This window comes from Pseudomonas sp. BE134, from assembly GCF_031456105.1.
Classification (GTDB): domain Bacteria; phylum Pseudomonadota; class Gammaproteobacteria; order Pseudomonadales; family Pseudomonadaceae; genus Aquipseudomonas.
This window is the reverse complement of sequence record NZ_JAVDUA010000019.1, coordinates 1-18,280: the sequence shown is the minus strand read 5'-3', so window position 1 is coordinate 18,280 and position 18,280 is coordinate 1. Positions and strand designations below refer to the sequence as shown.

Below are 18,280 nucleotides of genomic sequence, written 5' to 3'. Positions count from 1 at the left end.
TCTGACCCAATTCACTCTTGCGCAGGAATCACGAATCAGCCCTTGAAGTCTGAATTCGCATAAGCCGCCAGCTTGCCCTGCATGAAGTCCAGAAAGCACTGAATTCGCAGGGCCAGTTGCGAGTTACGGTAGTACACCGCGTTGATCGGCTGGCGATAGCCGCTGTTGAAGTCCGCCAGCAGCATCTGCAATCGCCCGGCGCGAATGTCGTCGATGGTCATGTAGTGCGACAGGCAGGCAATGCCCTGGCCTTCCAGCGCCAGATGCCGGATGGTCTCGCCGCTGGAGGCACTGATCGACGCCTCGATCGGCCAGCGATCACCATGCACCGAGCGCAACGGCCATTGGTTAAGGCCTTCGTTATGGGTAAACCCCAGCAACGCGTGCTCACTTAAATCCGCAACCGCCCGTGGCGTACCCTGTTGTTCAAGATAAGCCGGGCTGGCGACGATGTGCAGCGGGCTGCAACCCAAGGAGCGTGCATGCAGGGTCGAGTCGGAAAGCGTGCCAATGCGAATGGCGATGTCGGTGCTTTGCTCCAGCAGATCGATGATCAAATCGTTGCTGTTGAGTTCCAGCTGGATGTCCGGGTAGAGCCTGCGGAATTCGTCAATGTACGGCACGATGGCGTGCAGCATGAACGGTGAAGCGGCGTTGATCCGCAAGCGCCCGGACGGAGTTTGCTGACGTGAGCTGAGGCGCTCTTCGAGTTCGTCCATCTGATCGAGAATCCGCTTGGCGTGCTCGAAGAAGTACTTGCCCTCCTCGGTCAGGTCCATGCGCCGTGTGGTGCGGTTGATCAGCGTGGTATCGAGCTTCGCCTCCAACCGTGACAGCGTGCGACTGACCGCCGAGGGGGTTTGCCCGACCTGTTCGGCCGCCGCGGAAATCGACCCGCACTCAATCACGCAGACGAAAATCTGCAACTCATCGGATCTGGCTTTCACAGCGGCCCCTCATTCAAAAACTGGCTTGATAGTAGCTGGATGCGGGGCAAATGGAACCTCACGCGGACAGGCCAAACACCTCGGTCAAATGCTGCTCATAGCGCGCCACATCGGCTTCAATGTTCGGGCGCTTCATCACGTCCACGCAGAGGAATGTCGGCAACCCGGTCATGCCAAGGAACTCGTTGGCCTTGTGGAACGGGAAGTACACCGCGTCCACGCCTTTGGCCTCGAAGAAGTCGGTCGGATCGTCGAACGCTTGCTGCGGCGCGTTCCAGGTCAGCGACAACATGTATTGCTTGCCCTGCACCAGTCCGCCGCTGCCGTACTTCTGCGACGCATCGGAACGGGTGCGGCCATCACTGGCGTAGAGGCTGCCATGACCTTCGGTGAAAACTTCGTCGATGTACTTTTTCACGGTCCACGGCGCGCCCATCCACCAGCCCGGCATTTGATAAATGATCACGTCGGCCCACAGAAATTTGGCGACTTCTTCGGCGACGTCATACCCCTCGTCGATGAAGGTGGCTTTCACATCCAGGCCGCCACGGTCCAATACGCTCAACGCGGCTTCATGCAGGGTGGCGTTGTAGCGGCCGTCAGAGTGGGCGAATTTTTTGCCGCCATTGAGCAACAGGACTTTTTTCATGAGAAATCTCGGAAGGTCAGAAATTGGATGGCGGCAGGTTAGCGATTGGCTTCGCGCGGAATAAGCCCCGAATGCGCAAAAACCTTTTGACCAATACGCACGAATCAATAGGTGATTGTTGCCATAGACTTGCGCCGATTCTTAATTTGAGGAGGTTTCTGATGAGTGAATTGCAAGGCTTCATCCTGCACGCCAAGACGCGCCCGGAAAAATCCGACGCCTTCGAAGCGTTTTTCCGCGGCTATGTGAAAGCGAGCCGCGCCGAGCCCGGGTGCATCGAGTACCACATGCTGCGCGACAAACACGACCCGACGCTGTTTATCTTCTACGAGATCTGGCAGTCCCAGGCCCACTTGGACGTGCACTCGAACCTGCCGCATATGAAGCACTTTCTCGAACAGCGTGATGAATACCTGGAACGGGACTTCGAAATCCGCGCCATCGACATGCTCAGCCCGTCGTCCGCTATCCGCTGATCAGCAAGTGGCCGCCGAGCACGCCGAGGCCGATGAGGAACACACGCTTGAACAATGCGGCGCTGATCCGCTGACGCAGCCATTGGCCCAGCCACATGCCGAGCACTGCCGGGATCAGCGCCAGCAACGACGCGCTCAACTCACCTCCACCCAGGGCGTCGCGCCACCAAAGGCCGGCCGCCAGCGCCAGGGTCGAAACGGTGAACGACAAGCCCAGCGCCTGCACGAGTTCGTCCTTGCTCAAACCGAGCGCTTGCAGATAAGGCACAGCCGGAATCACAAAGACGCCAGTGACCGAGGTGATGACGCCTGTCAGTACGCCGCACAGCGGACCGAGCCAGTCTTCGGTACGACTGCCCACGCGCAAGGTTGGCAGGAACAAACCACTCAGCGAATAGAGCAACAACGCAGCGCCCAACCCCCGTACCACCCAATGACCTCCGGCCATGCCGATCCAGAGCGTGCCCACGCCGGTGCCGAAGAAGATGGCCAGCAGCATTGGCCATAGACGCTTGATCAACCCGCGTAAATGTCCACCAAATGCCAATTGCCAGACATTGGTGAGCGTTGCCGGGATGATCAACAGCGCGGCAGCCTGCGACGGGGCCATAGCCAGCCCCAGCAGCCCCATGGCGATGGTTGGCAAGCCGAGGCCGATGACCCCTTTGATGATACCGGCCAGCATGAAGGTGACGATGACCAGCAAAGATAAGGCTAGTCCGAGGTTTTGATAGAACGCGGCGAGTGTATTCATGGGGCTATCCTGAGCCTGGATTGGCCTCGTGAAAATCTGCCATATACTGAGGCAGCCTCTTTCAAAGCAAGAGGCTGAGACTTGATCGTTCCCATGCTCTGCGTGGGAATGCAGCCCGTGACGCTCCGCGTCACTTGCCGAAGCGGACGCATAGTGTCCATTGAGGCATTCCCACGCAGAGCGTGGGAACGAGCTTGGGACTAAGCATGCACTTCGACCTGACCGACCTGCGCCTCTACCTGAACATCCTCGACAGCGGCAACATCACCGCCGGTGCCGCGCGCAGTCATCTGTCACTGGCAGCAGCGAGTGCGAGAATCCGCACCATGGAGGCTTCGTTCGGCATCGAATTTCTGCTGCGTGGCCGGCGCGGTGTCACGCCGACCTCGGCGGGCAAAGCCTTGGCGAAACACGCCCGGGCGCTGCTGCAACAAGCCGAACGCATGCAACAGGACCTGGCCGAATACGCCAAGGGCGTCAAAGGTCAGGTGCGGCTGTTGTGCAATACCACGGCGATCACCGAGTACCTGCCGGAGCTGCTCGCCGACTTTCTGCACGAACACCCAAACCTCGACATCGATCTGCAAGAGCTGCCCAGCGCGCGCATCACCCACGCCTTGCGCCAGGGCGCGGCAGACCTCGGCATCGTATCCGACGCCGTGGACACCGATGACTTGCAGACCCGCGCCTTTCGCGACGATCCGCTGGTGCTGATACTGCCGCGAGATCACCCGTTGGCCGACAGTGAATCCTTAAGTTTCAGCGACACCCTGCACCACCATTACATAGGACTGAACGCCAACAGCGCCCTCGCGGTGTACCTCGAAGAACAGGCCCTGCACATCGGCTCACGCCTGCAAATCCGCATCCGCACTGACGGTTTCGAGGGCGTGATGCGCATGGTCGCCCGCGGTGCCGGGATGGCAATCGTGCCCCTGGCCGCCGTCGAGCGCTGGCCGGGGGAACCACCTTTCAAGTGCAGGGATCTGCAAGAACCTTGGGCGCAACGCAAACTGCTGCTCTGCGCCCGGGACTTTGAAGCGCTGCCCGGCTATGCGAAGGCCTTGTTACACGCCTTGACCCTTTAGTCGCGGGATCGAGCGTTTCTGGACACCTCGATGTCGAGTTCAGACAACTGACCGGTGCACGGGCGCTATAGGGTGCGACTTCAGTTCCTGAACCCACTGCCCGGAGTCCACATGACCGCACCGATTACTGTCCTTCGCGATACTCATCCACTGCCGGTGCTTGACGCCTGCAAATGGGAAAAACTCGAAGGCGACCCGCACACCGTCAACCTCAACGCCTACACCAGTGAAGACGGCAGCAAGATCATGGGTACCTGGATCTGCACGCCGGGCAAGTGGTATGTCGAATACGTGAAGTGGGAATACTGCGATTTCCGCGAGGGCTACTGCATCATCACCCCCGAAGGAAAGGAGCCGATCCATTTGCGTGCCGGCGACATTTTCGTCATCGAGCCGGGAATGAAAGGCACGTGGGAGGTGGTTGAAACCGTGCGCAAGTATTTCGTGTTTGCCTGATGCAAAAAACCGGGAGATCACACGATGTGATCTCCCGGTAAATGTCTCCAGATAAATGCAGTCACTGTGGGAGCGAGCCTGCTCGCGAATGCGGTGTGTCATCCAACATCTATGTCGACTGACACACCCTCTTCGCGAGCAGGCTCGCTCCCACAGGTCTTCATTTCAATGCAGGCTTCTCGCAGCCGCTCTTTTACTGCGGTTTGCGATAGCTATTGATGATCGCCGAGAAGTCCTTGCCCCCTTCCCCGCGCAGGCTCATCGCCTGATACAACTGCTGGGCCACCGCGCCGAGCACCACCGGCTGGTGCGCCTGACGAGCCGCTTCCGTGGCCAGCCCCAGATCCTTGAGCATCAGTTCAGCACCGAAGCCTCCGGTATAACCGCGCGAGGCCGGCGCCGTTTCGACGATGCCCGGCCATGGGTTGTACATCTCCGAACTCCAGCAACGCCCGGTGGAACTGTTGATGATCCCGGCCAGCACAGTCGTGTCGATTCCCAGGGCATCACCCAGCGCCATGGCTTCGCTGACGCCAACCATGGAAATCCCCAACAGCAGGTTGTTGCAGATCTTGGCGATTTGCCCGGTGCCGACTTCACCACAATGGACGATGTTGCGGCCCATTTGCGCCAACACCGGTTGCAGGGTGGCGAACAGTTCCGGGGTGGCGCCGACCATAAACGTCAACGTGCCGGCGGCTGCACCGCCGGTGCCGCCAGAGACTGGCGCATCGGCCATGGCCACGCCTTGCTTGGCAGCCGCGGCGGCTACATCGCGCGCCGTCTGTGGATCAATGGTGCTGCAATCCACGGCCGGTACACCTTGGCCGATACCGGCGAGAACGCCGTCTTCACCCAGCCACACGCTGCGCACATGTACAGCGGCCGGGAGCATAGTGATCACCAGTTCCGCGCCTTGCGCCGCTTCACGGGCCGAAGCGCTGATGCTGCCGCCCAGTTGCTCAAGCTCTGCCAGCACGGTTTTGTTCAGATCAACCAGACGCAAGGCGTGACCCGCCTTGATCAGGTTGCGCGCCATCGGGGCGCCCATGTTGCCGAGACCGATAAAAGCGATTTTCATGTCCGGCTCCTTAACGCAAGTTGATGGTGGTGTTCACACCGTCGTTGACGCTGTCGTCATCGAACCAGCGACTGGTGACGGTCTTGGTCTGAGTGTAGAACTGCACCACTTGCTTGCCATACGGGCCGAGGTCGCCGAGCTTGGAGCCGCGCGAACCGGTGAAACTGAAGAACGGGACTGGCACAGGAATCGGGATGTTGATGCCAACCTGACCGACGTCGATTTCGTTCTGGAATTTGCGCGCCGCCGCACCGTTCTGGGTGAACAGGCCTGTACCGTTGCCGAACGGGTTGGCGTTGACCAGCGCAATCGCTTCGTCGAGCGTATTCACTTCCAGCACCACCAGCACCGGGCCAAAAATTTCCTGGGTGTAGATCTGCATGTCGGTGGTCACGCCGGAGAACAAGGTCGGGCCAACGAAGTTGCCCTTCTCGTAACCCGGAACCGTGATCTCGCGACCGTCCAGTTCCAGTTTGGCGCCTTCCTTGATGCCGCTTTCGATCAGATCGAGAATGCGCGCCTTGGCTTTTTTCGAGATCACCGGGCCGACATCGGTGCCTGGCTCGCTGCCGGCATTCACGGTCAGTTTCTGCGCCAGCGCTTTCAAGTCCGGCAGCCATTGCTTGGCCGCGCCCACCAATACCACCACGGAGGTGGCCATGCAGCGTTGACCCGCTGCGCCAAAACCGGCGCCGACCAGGGCATTCAGCGCTTGTTCGCGATTGGCATCCGGCAGCACCACGGCGTGGTTCTTCGCGCCCATCATCGATTGCACGCGCTTGCCGTGCTTGCCGGCCAGGTCGTAGACGTGAGTACCGACGGCGGTCGAGCCGACGAAGGAAACCGCCCTGATGTCTTTGTGCGTGCAGAGTGCGTCAACCACTTCCTTGCCGCCATGCACGACGTTAAGGACGCCCGCCGGAACGCCGGCCTCGATGGCCAGTTCCACCAGGAGCATGGTCGACATCGGGTCCTGTTCGGACGGTTTGAGCACGAAGGTGTTGCCGCAGGCGATGGCCATGGGGAACATCCACAGCGGAATCATCGCCGGGAAGTTGAACGGGGTGATGCCCGCGCACACGCCGATGGGTTGACGCAGGGTGTAGGTGTCGACACCGCCGGCCACGTTCTCGGCAAACTCGCCCATTTGCAGGCTGCCGATGGAGCAGGCGTGCTCGACCACTTCCAGGCCACGGAAAATGTCGCCTTCAGCGTCGGCGATGGTTTTGCCCTGTTCGGCACTCAGCACCACGGCGATACGCTTGGAGTGTTCACGAATCAGCGCCTGGAGCTTGAGCATGATGCGCATCCGCGCGCCGATCGGCGTCAGCTTCCAGGTCTGGAAGGCACGATGGGCAGCGCTGATCGCGGCGTCGACTTCTTCGGTGGTCGCAAACGGCACCTTGGCCAACACTTGCTGAGTCGCCGGGTTGACGATGTCATGCCACTCGGTGGACTTGGATTCGACCCACTGGCCGTCGATCAACAGCTTGACCTTCTGCACGGTGGTTTCGTTAGGCGTGAGCGATGCGTTCATGTGGGTCTCCGGATGCTTGTTTTTATCTTGGGAGCCAAGGCGAGAAAGTCGCCTTGTGATGAGACGTGTGTTGCGAATTGGTTATGGGGCTGTTTTTGGAGTATAGATGTGCAAACTTCTAATAAGAACGCACATAAAAGCCGGTCCATCATGCAAAAAAACATCACGTCTTTAGGCTCGCTGAACTGGGATGACCTCAAGTTTTTCCTTGAAGTCGCCCGCACCCGCAAGGCCAGCACCGCAGCCAAGCGCCTGGCGGTCGACTACACCACCGTGTCGCGGCGTATCAGCTCGCTGGAAGCGGCGTTGGGCACGTTGCTGTTCGAGAAATCCCGGACCAGCGGTTTTGTCCTGACCGCCGAAGGCCAGCGGTTGCTCGGTTATGCCGAGTCGATTGAAAGCACGCTGCATATGGCTTGCGAGCAGGTTTCGGGGTCCGGGGTCGCGTTATCCGGGCATGTGCGCATGGGCTGCACCGAAGGCTTCGGCAGCTTTTTCATCACCCCGCAGCTGAGCCATTTCGTCGACGCCTATCCGGCGATCTCGGTGGACATCCTGCCGCTGCCGCACTTCATCAGCCTGTCCAAGCGCGAGGCGGACATCGTCATCGCCCTGGAGCGCCCGGAGCATGGCCCGTACGTCTGCTGCAAACTCTGCGACTACAAATTACAGCTCTACGCGACCCAGGACTATCTGGACAAACACCCACCCATCCGCCGCCCGGCAGACTTGGGCAAGCATTCATTCATCAGTTATGTCGACGATCTGGCATTCAGCTCAGAGCTGTTGTACCTGGCGAATGTGCTGCCCGGCGCCAGCGCCAATTTGCGCAGCACCAGCGTGATCGCGCAATTCGTGGCGGCGCAGCAAGGGCGGTCGCTTGCAATTCTGCCGTGCTTCCTCGCGGCTCAGGACCTACGGCTGCTGCCGGTGTTGCCGCAAGAGATCAACATTACGCGGCAATTCTGGATGTACTGCCGCGAAGACCTGCGCAAGCTCAAGCGGATCACCTTGTTGTGGGATTACATCCGCTCGGTCACTGAACAGAATCAGGGCCTGTTGATGGGGGAAAGCCGGGAGATGTTGTTTGCCGACTAAGAATCTTCACGGAATCAGGTAGCGGAACCGTAACGTAAATAGGTGTCCGGTGTTCTATTACGTTAACTCAAGTCGCTCTAACGCATAGTCCTTACCTGCCAGGGTAAGTTCGAAAATGGTGGCACCGAACGTACCCCGGGTTACTTTTTGCCTCACAAGACGTTTAACTTGTAGTTGCTTTAGACCGTCCTCAACTTCCAACTTGCCGAGCGAGACAAGTTTGCAAATGGAGTCTAGATTTGCAACCTTTCTGAAGTTTGCATGATAGGCCAAAGCTTCCATCAGCAGCGTTTGGTTATCGGTCAACCGTGGAAACTGAGGGTTGTTGGTTTTGTAAATTTTTCGCTCTATCTCATGTAACTCGCTGTAGGGTTCGTCAGCGGTGCGGTAGTAGTAAAACGCTACAGTCACAATGCTGGTTAAAGCCACGGTAATCATCAGCAGTGACCAATTCGGCATTGCCGTTTCTAACAGCAGCCAGTCCCACACACCTAACAACCAGACTTTGGCGTCAGGCAACAGCGTCATCTCGAAGTAAGTGTCCAGTAGCTTCGTGGCAGATACCAAGACGACAAGAAAGCCGCCAGCCAAGTAGGCCATAGCCTTGATAGTGATCGATTGCTTGCCTTCCTCAGCCATGCTGCGCGTCTCCAATGCAGGAAACAGATGTCATCAACAGTGTAGTGGAAAAGGGGCAATCTGGCGTCAAGGGCTTGGTGCAATCCCCTCTTCGAGCTCCAGCATCAACCCGCTCAAGCGCTTGACCTTGCGCCGCACGGCCTCTTCGAAGACGCCGGCACGTGGCTCGATCAAGGTGAACCAGTGCTTGGCCCGGGTGATCCCGGTGTAGATCAGTTCCTTGGTGAGCACCGGGTTCAGGGCGTCCGGCAGAATCAGCGCGGTATGGGCAAATTCCGAGCCCTGGGATTTGTGCACGGTCATGGCATAGACGGTTTCGACATCGTTGAGCCGACTCGGCAGGACAAAACGTACGCCGCCCTGACCATCATTGCGTGGGAACGCCACGCGCAGCACCTGTTTGCCGGCGTCGGGTCCCTCACGTTCCGGCAGTTTGAGGGCGATGCCGATGTCGCCGTTCATCAACCCCAGGCCATAGTCGTTACGGGTCATCAACACGGGGCGCCCTTCGTACCACTGCTGATCGCTGTCGATCAGTCGGGCCTTGAGCAACGCGGCGGTCACTCGCTGATTCAACCCCTCCACGCCCCATGGCCCTTTACGGACGGCACACAGCAACTGGAAAGCGTCGAAGGCTTGCAACACCTCTCGCGCCCATTCGGTCCAGCCTGCATCGTCGAGCGGGCTGTCGAGCGCTGGCCGCAGCCTGCGCAGAATATTCAAATAGTGGCGATAGCCTTGCGGCCCTTCACCATGGCCTTCGAGCAACAAGCGCTCCAGCGCCCGGTCTTGCTCACCCTTGAGCGGCAGGGAAAACACATCGTCGTGGCTTCGAGCGGCCAATAACTTGCGGGCGTGTTCAGGTTGTTGCTGGTTGACCCAGCGCGCCAATTGTCCAATGCCGCTGCCCTCACCGAACCGGCGCGAATGGCGCAGCATGACCACTTGCTGGGCGAGTGGATGAGTGCCCAGGGTGTCGGCCTGCAAACCACTGGCCTCCAGGCTTTCACCACTGACCGCTTCCAGCCACTGGCGAGTCTGCGGGCTGTACCAACCCGCCTCGGCATCCCGGCACAAATCGCCCAAAACAGCGCCGGCCTCCACCGATGCCAGCTGATCCTTATCCCCCAACAACACCAACCGCGCGTGGGCCGGCATCGCGTCCAGCAGGTTGGCCATCATTTCCAGGTCGATCATCGATGCTTCGTCCACCACCAGCACATCCAGTGGCAATCGATTACCCGCGTGATGGCGGAAGTGTCGTGTGCCGGGACGACTACCCAGCAAACGGTGCACGGTGGTGACATCAGAGGGGATCTGGCCGCGAACCGACTCGGTGACGGCCAGGGTCCGGACCTGTTGGCTGATCGACTCCGTGAGCCGGGCCGCCGCTTTCCCGGTGGGTGCGGCAAGCCGGATGCGCAGGGGTTTGCCGGCTTCCACGGCGGGCGCCTGGAGCAAGGCCAGCAAACGCACGACGGTGGTGGTCTTGCCGGTTCCCGGGCCGCCGGTCACGATGCTGAACGCACTGCGAGTGGCCAGGGCACAGGCGAGTTTCTGCCAGTCGATCACTTCACCGGTTTTGGCGGAACCGAACAAACCGGTCAATCGTTGGGGTAAATCATCCGGCGTCGTTTCGTGTTCAGCCAAGCGCAGGCGCAAGGCATCGTCGATGCGTCTTTCGTAAGCCCAGTAGCGGCGCAGGTACAGGCGCTTGCCGGATAAAACCAGAGGCCGAGATTGCGCGGATTCACGACCGTCTGCGGCCAGCGCCACCAGATTGCTGGAGGCCAATACCTTGCACCAATGGGCACCGTCCAACGCTTCCAGCAATTGCGAAGGCAATACCATCGCGCCACTACTGTGCAGATCACCTTCAGGGGGCAGCGACAGGGCGAAATCCGGTTCTTTCAGCGTCTCGAACAGATCCAGACACACATGACCGTGGCCCAGTTGGTGACTGGTCAGCGCAGCAGCGAGCAACACCAACGGATCATCGTCGGGGGCGAGTTCGTGGAGGAAGGCGACAAAGGCCTTGTCCAGCGCTCGCAACCAGCCGCGTTCAACCCAGCGCGTCAGTAACAGCAGCAGGTCATCGGCACGACTCAACGGCGCCAGTTCCGCCAGGCTTTCGGCCGCCAAGGGTGTGGGCAGCAAATCGGCGAAGGTGCGACTCATAGCAGTACTCCCTGTTCCCACGCGGGTTCGGCCTTCGGTTCTGGCTTGCCCTGGAACATACGGTCCAGTCGCTCGATCAGTTCTTTGGGTGGACGGGCGAAATACGCACCTTGGGTGGCGGCACGCGAACCCCGCAGGAACAGGTAGACCGCACCGCCGACATGCCGGTCGTAATCGTAGTCGACAAGCCGCGCCTTGAGTTGCCGGTGCAAGGCGAGCAGGTACAACACATATTGCAGGTCATAGCGGTTGTCGAGAATCGACTGCTCCATGGCCGGTTCGGTGTAGGCCGCGTCATCAACACCCAGCCAGTTGGATTTGTAGTCGGCAACGTAGTAGCGACCTTCGTGCTCGAAGGTGAGGTCGATAAAGCCCTTGAACATGCCGTTGAGCAAGACCGGTTCGGCCGCCACTCGGGCAACGCCGTTGTGGGTGTGTTGGCACACCAGTTCATCCAGTTTGAGCACGTCGACTTTATGGCTGGCAAACCAGAACTCCATCTCGACGCGGTACTGGGTCAGTTGCTCGAAAATCACCGGTGCCGACCCACTGCCGAGGTGCAGTGGCGACTTGAGTAAATGTTGCAGCCAATCGCTCAGCGTGGTGATCCAGCCTTCCCAGCCACGGCGGTTGCAGCGTCGGGCAATCGCGTCTTCTACCGCTTGTGGGGTGGCGGCAAAACCTTCGTCGCCGGCCCATTCCAGCAAACCATGGAGAAAGGTGCCGGGGTTGGGGCCTCGGGGGAATCGATGGATATCACCGCCACCGGCCGCCACTTCTCGTGGAGCGTGCGGATCAAGGCGTTCATCGTCGAAGAGCTTTTGCGCTTGCGGGCTTTCCGGCGCTTCGTCACTGCCCACACTCAAACGGTCACCAATGCGCAGGGCACTGTACGAGGCGATCCACCAGTTTTCACTGGCCTTGCGTTTGGGGACGCGCAGCGCGAGCAAGGTCGCCTGATTTTGCGGCGGCCGGTAGTGCTCGGCGGTGGCTGACGGCATTTCAGCGTAGGTCAGCGTGGGGCAGTCCTGCTGCAAGTCTTCCAGCCAGCGCTTCAAGCCTACCGTTTCGGCCAATGGCAATCCGCCCCCCAACAAGTAACCCAACGCCGACAGGTGCAACACCGAACTGCTGTTATTGCCGCGTTTGAGATCCGTCACGCCGAGCCAGCACGCATGTTGCGCGCGAGTCAGGGCGACATACAGCAAGCGCAGATCCTCGGCCAGACGCTCATCATCGGCCAGGGCAATCAACTCGGCAGTCGGCTTGAGGGTCACCTGAGCCTTGCCGTTTTCGTCGTGGTAATGCAGCGGCAGACGACTGCCATCCACCGGTTTCGCCGAACAAATGAAAGGCAGGAACACCAAGGGATACTCAAGGCCCTTGGACTTGTGAATGGTCACAACCTTGACCAGTTGTTCGTCGCTTTCCAGGCGCAGGATCTGCTCTTCGCCGGCCTGACCGGACAACGCCAGATGCTCGGACAAATGACGAATCAGCGCCTGCTCGCCGTCGAGCTCGGCCGCTGCCTGCTGCAGCAATTCGGACAGGTGCAGCAGATTGGTCAGTATTCGCTCACCGTCGCTGCGCGCAATCAATGCCTGCGGGAGCTGGAAGTCATGCAGCAAACGTCGCAGCATCGGCAGCACACCTTGCTTGCGCCAGAGTTCGCGATAGCCACGGAATTGCATGACCCGAGCTTCCCAGGCCAGCTCGTCCTGATTCAAACGCTCCAGTTCAGCCAGCGACAGATTCAGCGTGATGCAGGCCAACGCGGCTCGCAGAGGCCGCTCGACATCGGGCTCGGCACAGGCCTTGAGCCAGGTCAGCACATCGTGAGCTTCTTGTGCGGCGAACACCGAGTCCTTGTCCGACAGATAAACGCTACGCACACCTCGGGCCGAGAGTTCGCCTCGCACCGCTTGAGCTTCTTTGCCATCGCGGACAAGGATCGCGATATCCGCCGGGAGCAGACCTCTGAAGTCCTTGCCAGCCTCGACAAACCCCGCCCGCCCTTGCTGTCCACCGTTGAGCAGTGCCGTGATTTCACTGGCGCAGGCAGCAGCCAGTTGTTGTCGGTACACAGCACCGGACAGGGGTTGCTCTGCGGACAAATGCCAGATATTCAGGGACGGGACCACTTCCCCCTCTACGCGCAAAACCTCTTTACGGCCCTGGGACTCGACGGGTAGAAACGGCACGGGGTTTTCGCCATTTTTTTCCCGAAACAGGAAGGCTCCGCGCCCCAGCTCACGAGACTCGGCGCGTTCGAAAACATGATTCACCGCACTGACCATGCCGTGGCTGGAGCGGAAATTTGTGCCCAGCGTATGCAGTCGACCGGTAGTGGCCTGACGGGCGCGCAGGTAGGTGTAAATGTCGGCGCCACGAAAAGCATAGATCGCCTGCTTCGGGTCACCAATGAGGAACAAGCCGCATTCCGGATTGTTGTCCTCGATGCGATAGATGCTTTCGAAGATCCGGTATTGCACCGGGTCGGTGTCCTGGAACTCGTCGATCAACGCGACCGGGAACTGCTCACGAATCAAGGTCGCCAAGCGCTCACCACCCTCGGATTGCAAGGCGGCATCCAGGCGCAGCAGCATGTCATCGAAGCCCATCTCCGCGCGGCGGCGTTTTTCTTCCTCGAAGCGTGTTCCAACCCAATGGGCGGCATGTTGCAGAACGGCAGCATCGGGGGTCGGCAGTCCGTCGAGGCTGGCCTTGAGACCGGGCATCGCCTCCAATCCTGGATGACGGGGTGCTTCGCCCTTCCAGGCTTCGGCCATGCCATCGGGCGTCAGACGAATGAAGCCGGTGCCGATGTCCAGTTGCTCAAGTGCTTCATCTTCGGCCCAGGCTTTGATTTTTTCGAACCAGGGCTCGAAGTAGCGCGCCTGCATTTTTCGACCGTCGACACTCTTGCTCGTTACGCCTTGATGACAGATGAGCAGCAGCTCGTCCGCCCATTGGCGCCAAGGCATCTTGAGTTCGAGCAGCGCGCTACGTCGCTCCTGCAAACATTCGTTGATCAGCTCTGCCGGTTCTTTTCCTTCAACACTGTCGCGCTCGCTGGCGAACAAACCGCGCACGCGCGGCAGCAATGCCGCCGGACCGCCCCAATTGTTGCGCACCCAATTCAGCGCATCGCCTTGCATCGGGTAACAAAACAATCGCCAGTAATCGCGCAGGACTTCGCCCAACAAATCGCTGTGATCGGTTTCCAGGGTCTGGGTAAACAAGCTGCCGCTGTCGAACGCATGCTCACGCAGCATGCGCTGACACCAACTGTGGATGGTTGAGACGGCTGCCTCATCCATCCATTGCGCGGCGATGTCCAGACGATTTGCACAACCTGACCACTGTTGGGGGTCGTACTGATCACGCAGTTCGGCAATCAGGCCATCCGGCGCCGTCGTCTCCTCACGGAAGAACCGCGCGGCTTCGGCCAGGCGTGTACGTATACGTTCACGTAACTCTTTGGTGGCCGCATCGGTGAAGGTCACAACGAGGATTTGCGGCGGCAACAGTTCACGCCCGTAACCACTCGCGTCATTCCCGTGACCCAGTACAAGGCGCAGATAAAGCGCGGAAATGGTGAAGGTCTTGCCGGTCCCGGCGCTGGCTTCGATCAGTTGGCTGCCGCGCAGGGGGAATGCCAGCGCCAGAGGCGTTTTTGTGGTCATCAACGAGCCTCCTCGCTGGTCAGTGAACGCCAGGGGGCTTCAAGCATCGGTTTGTACAACGCGTTGCACCAGTCGGGGAATGTTTCGTCAGCGAGCAGTGCATCGTAATCAGCAAACTGCCGGGTGAGTGCAGGGCTTTCGCGGCGCTCTCCATCAGTAGTCTGACCATCGCCTTCATAGGCTTTCCGGGCAGCGGCTTCGGCTTTCAGCGGATCGGTCTGGCCAAGCCAGGCGAAGGCGGTTTTTACTGCAATCGGCAGTGGCTGACGCATGCCGGCGCGCCAGGCTTGCAGGAGATGCCCCAGGATTTCAAGTGCGGCGCCCTTCTCCAGCGGCTCCAGTAGCAGGCTGTCGTCGCTGGCCACCAGCCCGGTGGTTATCGGTATGCCGCTGGCGCAGGCAACCAGGTGATTGACCCAAGGACGCGTCAAGCGATGCCATTTGCGGGTTTTAATTGAGCCAATGCTATTGGGGATGGTCGTGACCGACAGCAAACCTCCGTCTGCACGCTGGTGCAGACCACTGAGCCAACCTTCCAGACGCAGTCCTTCCAATTCAAGATTCACCGGCAGAGCGCTGGTAAGCGGTGTCGGCCATAACGCCAGGAGTTGTTGATAACGCCGCACCAGATCCGGCAGCGGTTCGATCAACTCACGCTGAAGGCATTCGCCGAAACCGGCCATGGGCAACAGCCCACTGTTTTGCAAGCGTGTGGCCTGGTCTTCAAGTGCCTGATCGGCGTGTTCAATGCGTCCCAGAGCCGCTGCAAGCAGACTGTCGCTGAGGGTATAGCGTTGCAGCGCATCGAGGACAAATGGTTCTTCATCGGCTAACGGCACTTCAGCCGCTTCGAAAAATACCTTGAGCCGCTGGCTGAAAAAATGTCGCACGGGATTGCGCACGAAATCCTGCAATTGACCGAGGCTCAGCGGCTCCTCCTGCACGTAAGCCTCAAGTACTTCACCGTCAGCCACCTGATCAGTGACGCGATGAAGTACCTGCCACTCATTGGCATAGCTGAAAAGCGCGTCACCTTCATGAAAGTAGCGAGCGCTGAAAGGTTGCAATGGGTGTTCCTGAGTCATGGCCTCTAGCAGGTCCTTGCCCTCATCGCGCAGTCGCCAGCCGCTGGCGAGATGGTCCCGCAATTGGCCGATCAGCACGGAGGCCGGGCGTTCGCTGTTATCCCGAATGCTTCGGCCAACCCAGCTGATATAGAGTTGATCCCGGGCCGACAACAGTGCTTCCAAAAGAAGATAACGGTCATCTTCGCGGCGAGATCGATCACCGGGACGGTAGTCACTGCCCATGAGATCGAAATCCAGCGGTGGTTGCGCACGCGGATAGTCGCCGTCGTTCATGCCCAGCAGACAGACCCGTTTGAACGGAATCGCCCGCATCGGCATCAAGGTGCAGAAGTTGACTGCACCGGCCAGAAAACGCTGGGACAGGCGGCCTTGATCCAGCCCGGCCAGCCAGGCTTCCCGTACCACGGTTAACGTCAAATCGTCCTGTAAACCGACGGACTCACAGGTGTCGAGCCAGGTTTCGCGTAACTCTTCCAGCTGGGCCAGCAAGTAGTCGTCGTGCTCGTTGCTGGCTTGGAAGAATAGTTGCACCAGTGCTTGCAGACGCACACCCCACTGTTTGGGCGGTGCAGGTTGAGTCAGTTCCTGGTGGGCAATCTCCAGCGCATCCAGAAGGGCCACCAAAGGTCCGATGAGCGCGGCATCCAGACCGCCAATTTCGTCGTAAGGCTCGATGCCTTCGCACGCGTTGGCGCTGCCCACGGCATAACCCAGCAGCATCCGGCGCAGGCCGAATCGCCAACTGTTTTGCTCCAGCGCTTCAGGCAATCCCAAACCCGCTCGTTGCTCGGCATTCATTCCCCAGCGAATGCCCGCACCTTCGATCCAGCGATGCAGCGTCGGCAGGTCTCGCTCCTCAACGCCAAAACGGGCACGTAATGCAGGAACGTCCAGCAAGTCGAGAATCTCACTGACGGGAAAACGGCTATCGGGGAGTTTGAGCAGGTGTTCGACAGCAATCAGCAGGGGATCGCGACCACGCTGGCCTTGATCCGCCAGCGTGAACGGAATGAAACGTGGATCGTGGCGCTCAAGCTGACCGAATACCGCGCGAATATGCGGTGCATAACTGTCGATGTCCGGGACCATCACGATGATGTCGCGGGGCCTGAGGTCCGGATCAGCACTGAAGCGCGCGAGCAACTGATCATGGAGGATCTCAACTTCACGCTGGGCACTATGGGCGATGTGAAAACGGATCGACTCGTCCTGCTCCAGATCGACGGCTGGCCAGCAGTCTCGCGTCTCGCTCAGTGGACGCAACTCGAGAATGTCGTCCTGCAATTGATTGAGCAGATTCTTTGGCTGGGTATCGCTGAACAGGTCAATGCGTCCGTCACGAAATGCGGAGCTATAGCTGTTGGGATCGTCATAGCTGTCGAGAAGATTGATGTAGTCCCGCCCCTGTTTACCCCAGGCAGCCAGTAGCGGATGAGCATGCTGGTGGAGCGTTTGCGGATCGAGCACAACAGGCATTCCGCTTTTGCGGGCCTGACGCTTGTATTGATGCCGCAGCAGGTCTTTATCGGCGACGATGTCGGCCCAATGGTAACGACATGGGTTATGCACACACAGCAGAACCTGGCTGAAACGGGCCAGTCCGGCAAGTGCTTCGAGGGCTTGAGCGGGCAGTGAAGAAATCCCGAAAACGATCACCCGTGAAGGCAATCCGCTGGGGGCGACGTCGAGGCTGTTGATGCGTTCGATAAACCGCTGATGAACACCGGCACGGCTTTGCGCCATGCCTTCCTCACCCACATCCAGCAACAGCGCTCGCCATAATTCCGCCTGCCAGCAGTTCGCCGGGGCCAGGGGCTTGGCTTCGCCTCTGCCGTTGCGGAGTTGGTGACGACCTTCTGCCCAGTCTTCGAGCCAGTCGGCCCGGTAGACCTGGTATTGGTCGAACAGATCCGCCAGTCGCTCAGCCAATTGATAGCGCTTACGCAAATCAGTGTCATGGGTCAGGAAGCGTTGCAGCGGCTCGAAGTGTGGCTGGTTGATCAGTTGCGGAAGGAGGCGCATCAAACGCCAAGTCAGCGGAGCTTTATCGAGCAATGATTTGACCGGGATTTCATCCCGTCCAAGGACCATGCGATAAAGCTGCCACATGAAGCTACCAGGTAACTGCACGTCAATAGCTGCAGCAATACCGCAGCCGCCCATGTCATCTTCTTCCGGATCTTCGGCCAGTGCCAACTTAAGCCACTGCGCGATGCCATTGCTCTGCACCAGAGCAATTTCATTTTCCAGGGGCGCCAGTGGATAACGCCGCATTACGCTAATCACCAGGCTGCGCAGTTCATTCAAACTGTTGCTTTGAACCACCATAAAAGCAGCATTGAGCGACGTGGCGTCCGGCATAAAAGCTTCCTTGGAAAAATACAAATGCTAGGGCCGAACCTTAGCATTGTCGGGAGACGGTGACAGCCAAGAGCTGCTCAGTAATGCTGCACGAACTTTCCTGCGGACAAAACAAAACCCCTACCTGCATACGCAGATAGGGGTTTCGGAATTTAATCTTGACGATGACCTACTCTCACATGGGGAAACCCCACACTACCATCGGCGATGCATCGTTTCACTGCTGAGTTCGGGATGGGATC

General features: G+C 59.3%; 13 protein-coding genes and 1 rRNA gene. 4 read left to right on the top strand and 10 right to left on the bottom strand.

Annotated elements, in window-relative coordinates; genetic code table 11:
- Positions 1-35: 35 nt before the first annotated feature.
- Together J2Y56_RS16785 and J2Y56_RS16780 are read right to left on the bottom strand one after the other, a co-directional pair.
- Positions 36-947 (bottom strand): LysR family transcriptional regulator, encoded by a 912-nt coding sequence (locus tag J2Y56_RS16785; protein ID WP_007946312.1) that lies wholly within the window; start codon positions 945-947, stop codon positions 36-38.
- Between the two features lie 58 nt (positions 948-1,005).
- A complete protein-coding gene (locus J2Y56_RS16780) occupies positions 1,006-1,596 on the bottom strand; it encodes an NAD(P)H-dependent oxidoreductase (RefSeq protein WP_007946314.1) in 591 nt (196 codons plus the stop codon).
- Positions 1,597-1,757: 161 nt separating this feature from the next.
- Here J2Y56_RS16780 and J2Y56_RS16775 point away from each other — a divergent pair, with 161 nt between their 5' ends.
- Positions 1,758-2,072 carry a putative quinol monooxygenase gene (locus J2Y56_RS16775; RefSeq protein WP_007946316.1) on the top strand — a complete coding sequence of 105 codons (315 nt, stop codon included), beginning with the start codon at positions 1,758-1,760 and terminating at the stop codon, positions 2,070-2,072.
- On the opposite strand, the gene J2Y56_RS16770 is transcribed toward J2Y56_RS16775, so the two are convergent.
- Entirely contained in the window at positions 2,062-2,826 is a 765-nt protein-coding gene (locus tag J2Y56_RS16770; protein ID WP_310334355.1) for a sulfite exporter TauE/SafE family protein, read from the bottom strand. The genes J2Y56_RS16775 and J2Y56_RS16770 overlap by 11 nt on opposite strands.
- Positions 2,827-3,032: 206 nt before the next feature.
- Here J2Y56_RS16770 and J2Y56_RS16765 point away from each other — a divergent pair, with 206 nt between their 5' ends.
- Both J2Y56_RS16765 and J2Y56_RS16760 read left to right on the top strand, forming a co-directional pair.
- A complete protein-coding gene (locus tag J2Y56_RS16765) occupies positions 3,033-3,914 on the top strand; it encodes a LysR substrate-binding domain-containing protein (protein ID WP_310334358.1) in 882 nt (293 codons plus the stop codon).
- A 111-nt stretch (positions 3,915-4,025) separates the two neighbouring features.
- Positions 4,026-4,370, top strand: a complete 345-nt coding sequence (locus tag J2Y56_RS16760; RefSeq protein ID WP_007946320.1) for a cupin domain-containing protein — start codon at positions 4,026-4,028, stop codon at positions 4,368-4,370.
- A gap of 193 nt (positions 4,371-4,563) precedes the next feature.
- Here J2Y56_RS16760 and mmsB read toward each other — a convergent pair whose 3' ends face one another.
- Together mmsB and J2Y56_RS16750 are read right to left on the bottom strand one after the other, a co-directional pair.
- Positions 4,564-5,451, bottom strand: coding sequence for a 3-hydroxyisobutyrate dehydrogenase (gene mmsB, locus J2Y56_RS16755; RefSeq protein WP_310351472.1), 888 nt, complete (start codon positions 5,449-5,451; stop codon positions 4,564-4,566).
- A 10-nt stretch (positions 5,452-5,461) separates the two neighbouring features.
- Positions 5,462-6,988 (bottom strand): CoA-acylating methylmalonate-semialdehyde dehydrogenase, encoded by a 1,527-nt coding sequence (locus J2Y56_RS16750; RefSeq protein ID WP_310351470.1) that lies wholly within the window; start codon positions 6,986-6,988, stop codon positions 5,462-5,464.
- Positions 6,989-7,138: 150 nt separating this feature from the next.
- Here J2Y56_RS16750 and J2Y56_RS16745 point away from each other — a divergent pair, with 150 nt between their 5' ends.
- Positions 7,139-8,086, top strand: coding sequence for a LysR family transcriptional regulator (locus J2Y56_RS16745; protein WP_007946324.1), 948 nt, complete (start codon positions 7,139-7,141; stop codon positions 8,084-8,086).
- Positions 8,087-8,143: 57 nt separating this feature from the next.
- On the opposite strand, the gene J2Y56_RS16740 is transcribed toward J2Y56_RS16745, so the two are convergent.
- The 5 genes from J2Y56_RS16740 to rrf form a co-directional block, all read right to left on the bottom strand.
- A complete protein-coding gene (locus J2Y56_RS16740; protein ID WP_007946326.1) occupies positions 8,144-8,725 on the bottom strand; it encodes a hypothetical protein in 582 nt (193 codons plus the stop codon).
- Between the two features lie 66 nt (positions 8,726-8,791).
- Positions 8,792-10,903, bottom strand: coding sequence for an exodeoxyribonuclease V subunit alpha (gene recD, locus J2Y56_RS16735; protein WP_310351467.1), 2,112 nt, complete (start codon positions 10,901-10,903; stop codon positions 8,792-8,794).
- On the bottom strand, positions 10,900-14,589 hold the full coding sequence (gene recB / locus J2Y56_RS16730) for an exodeoxyribonuclease V subunit beta (protein WP_310351466.1): 3,690 nt from the start codon (positions 14,587-14,589) through the stop codon (positions 10,900-10,902). Before recB ends, recD begins: the two co-directional genes overlap by 4 nt.
- Complete coding sequence (gene recC, locus J2Y56_RS16725) at positions 14,589-18,038, bottom strand: exodeoxyribonuclease V subunit gamma (protein ID WP_310351464.1); 3,450 nt, start codon at positions 18,036-18,038, stop codon at positions 14,589-14,591. Before recC ends, recB begins: the two co-directional genes overlap by 1 nt.
- A gap of 156 nt (positions 18,039-18,194) precedes the next feature.
- Positions 18,195-18,280: ribosomal RNA gene (gene rrf / locus J2Y56_RS16720) — 5S ribosomal RNA — on the bottom strand; the annotation flags it as partial.

Coding starts and splice junctions, on each gene's coding strand:
- J2Y56_RS16780 (WP_007946314.1), bottom strand. CDS start 1,596: ATGAAAAAAGTCCTGTTGCTCAATGGCGGCAAAAAATTCGCCCACTCT.
- J2Y56_RS16775 (WP_007946316.1), top strand. CDS start 1,758: ATGAGTGAATTGCAAGGCTTCATCCTGCACGCCAAGACGCGCCCGGAA.
- J2Y56_RS16770 (WP_310334355.1), bottom strand. CDS start 2,826: ATGAATACACTCGCCGCGTTCTATCAAAACCTCGGACTAGCCTTATCT.
- J2Y56_RS16765 (WP_310334358.1), top strand. CDS start 3,033: ATGCACTTCGACCTGACCGACCTGCGCCTCTACCTGAACATCCTCGAC.
- J2Y56_RS16760 (WP_007946320.1), top strand. CDS start 4,026: ATGACCGCACCGATTACTGTCCTTCGCGATACTCATCCACTGCCGGTG.
- mmsB (WP_310351472.1), bottom strand. CDS start 5,451: ATGAAAATCGCTTTTATCGGTCTCGGCAACATGGGCGCCCCGATGGCG.
- J2Y56_RS16750 (WP_310351470.1), bottom strand. CDS start 6,988: ATGAACGCATCGCTCACGCCTAACGAAACCACCGTGCAGAAGGTCAAG.
- J2Y56_RS16745 (WP_007946324.1), top strand. CDS start 7,139: ATGCAAAAAAACATCACGTCTTTAGGCTCGCTGAACTGGGATGACCTC.
- J2Y56_RS16740 (WP_007946326.1), bottom strand. CDS start 8,725: ATGGCTGAGGAAGGCAAGCAATCGATCACTATCAAGGCTATGGCCTAC.
- recD (WP_310351467.1), bottom strand. CDS start 10,903: ATGAGTCGCACCTTCGCCGATTTGCTGCCCACACCCTTGGCGGCCGAA.
- recB (WP_310351466.1), bottom strand. CDS start 14,589: ATGACCACAAAAACGCCTCTGGCGCTGGCATTCCCCCTGCGCGGCAGC.
- recC (WP_310351464.1), bottom strand. CDS start 18,038: ATGCCGGACGCCACGTCGCTCAATGCTGCTTTTATGGTGGTTCAAAGC.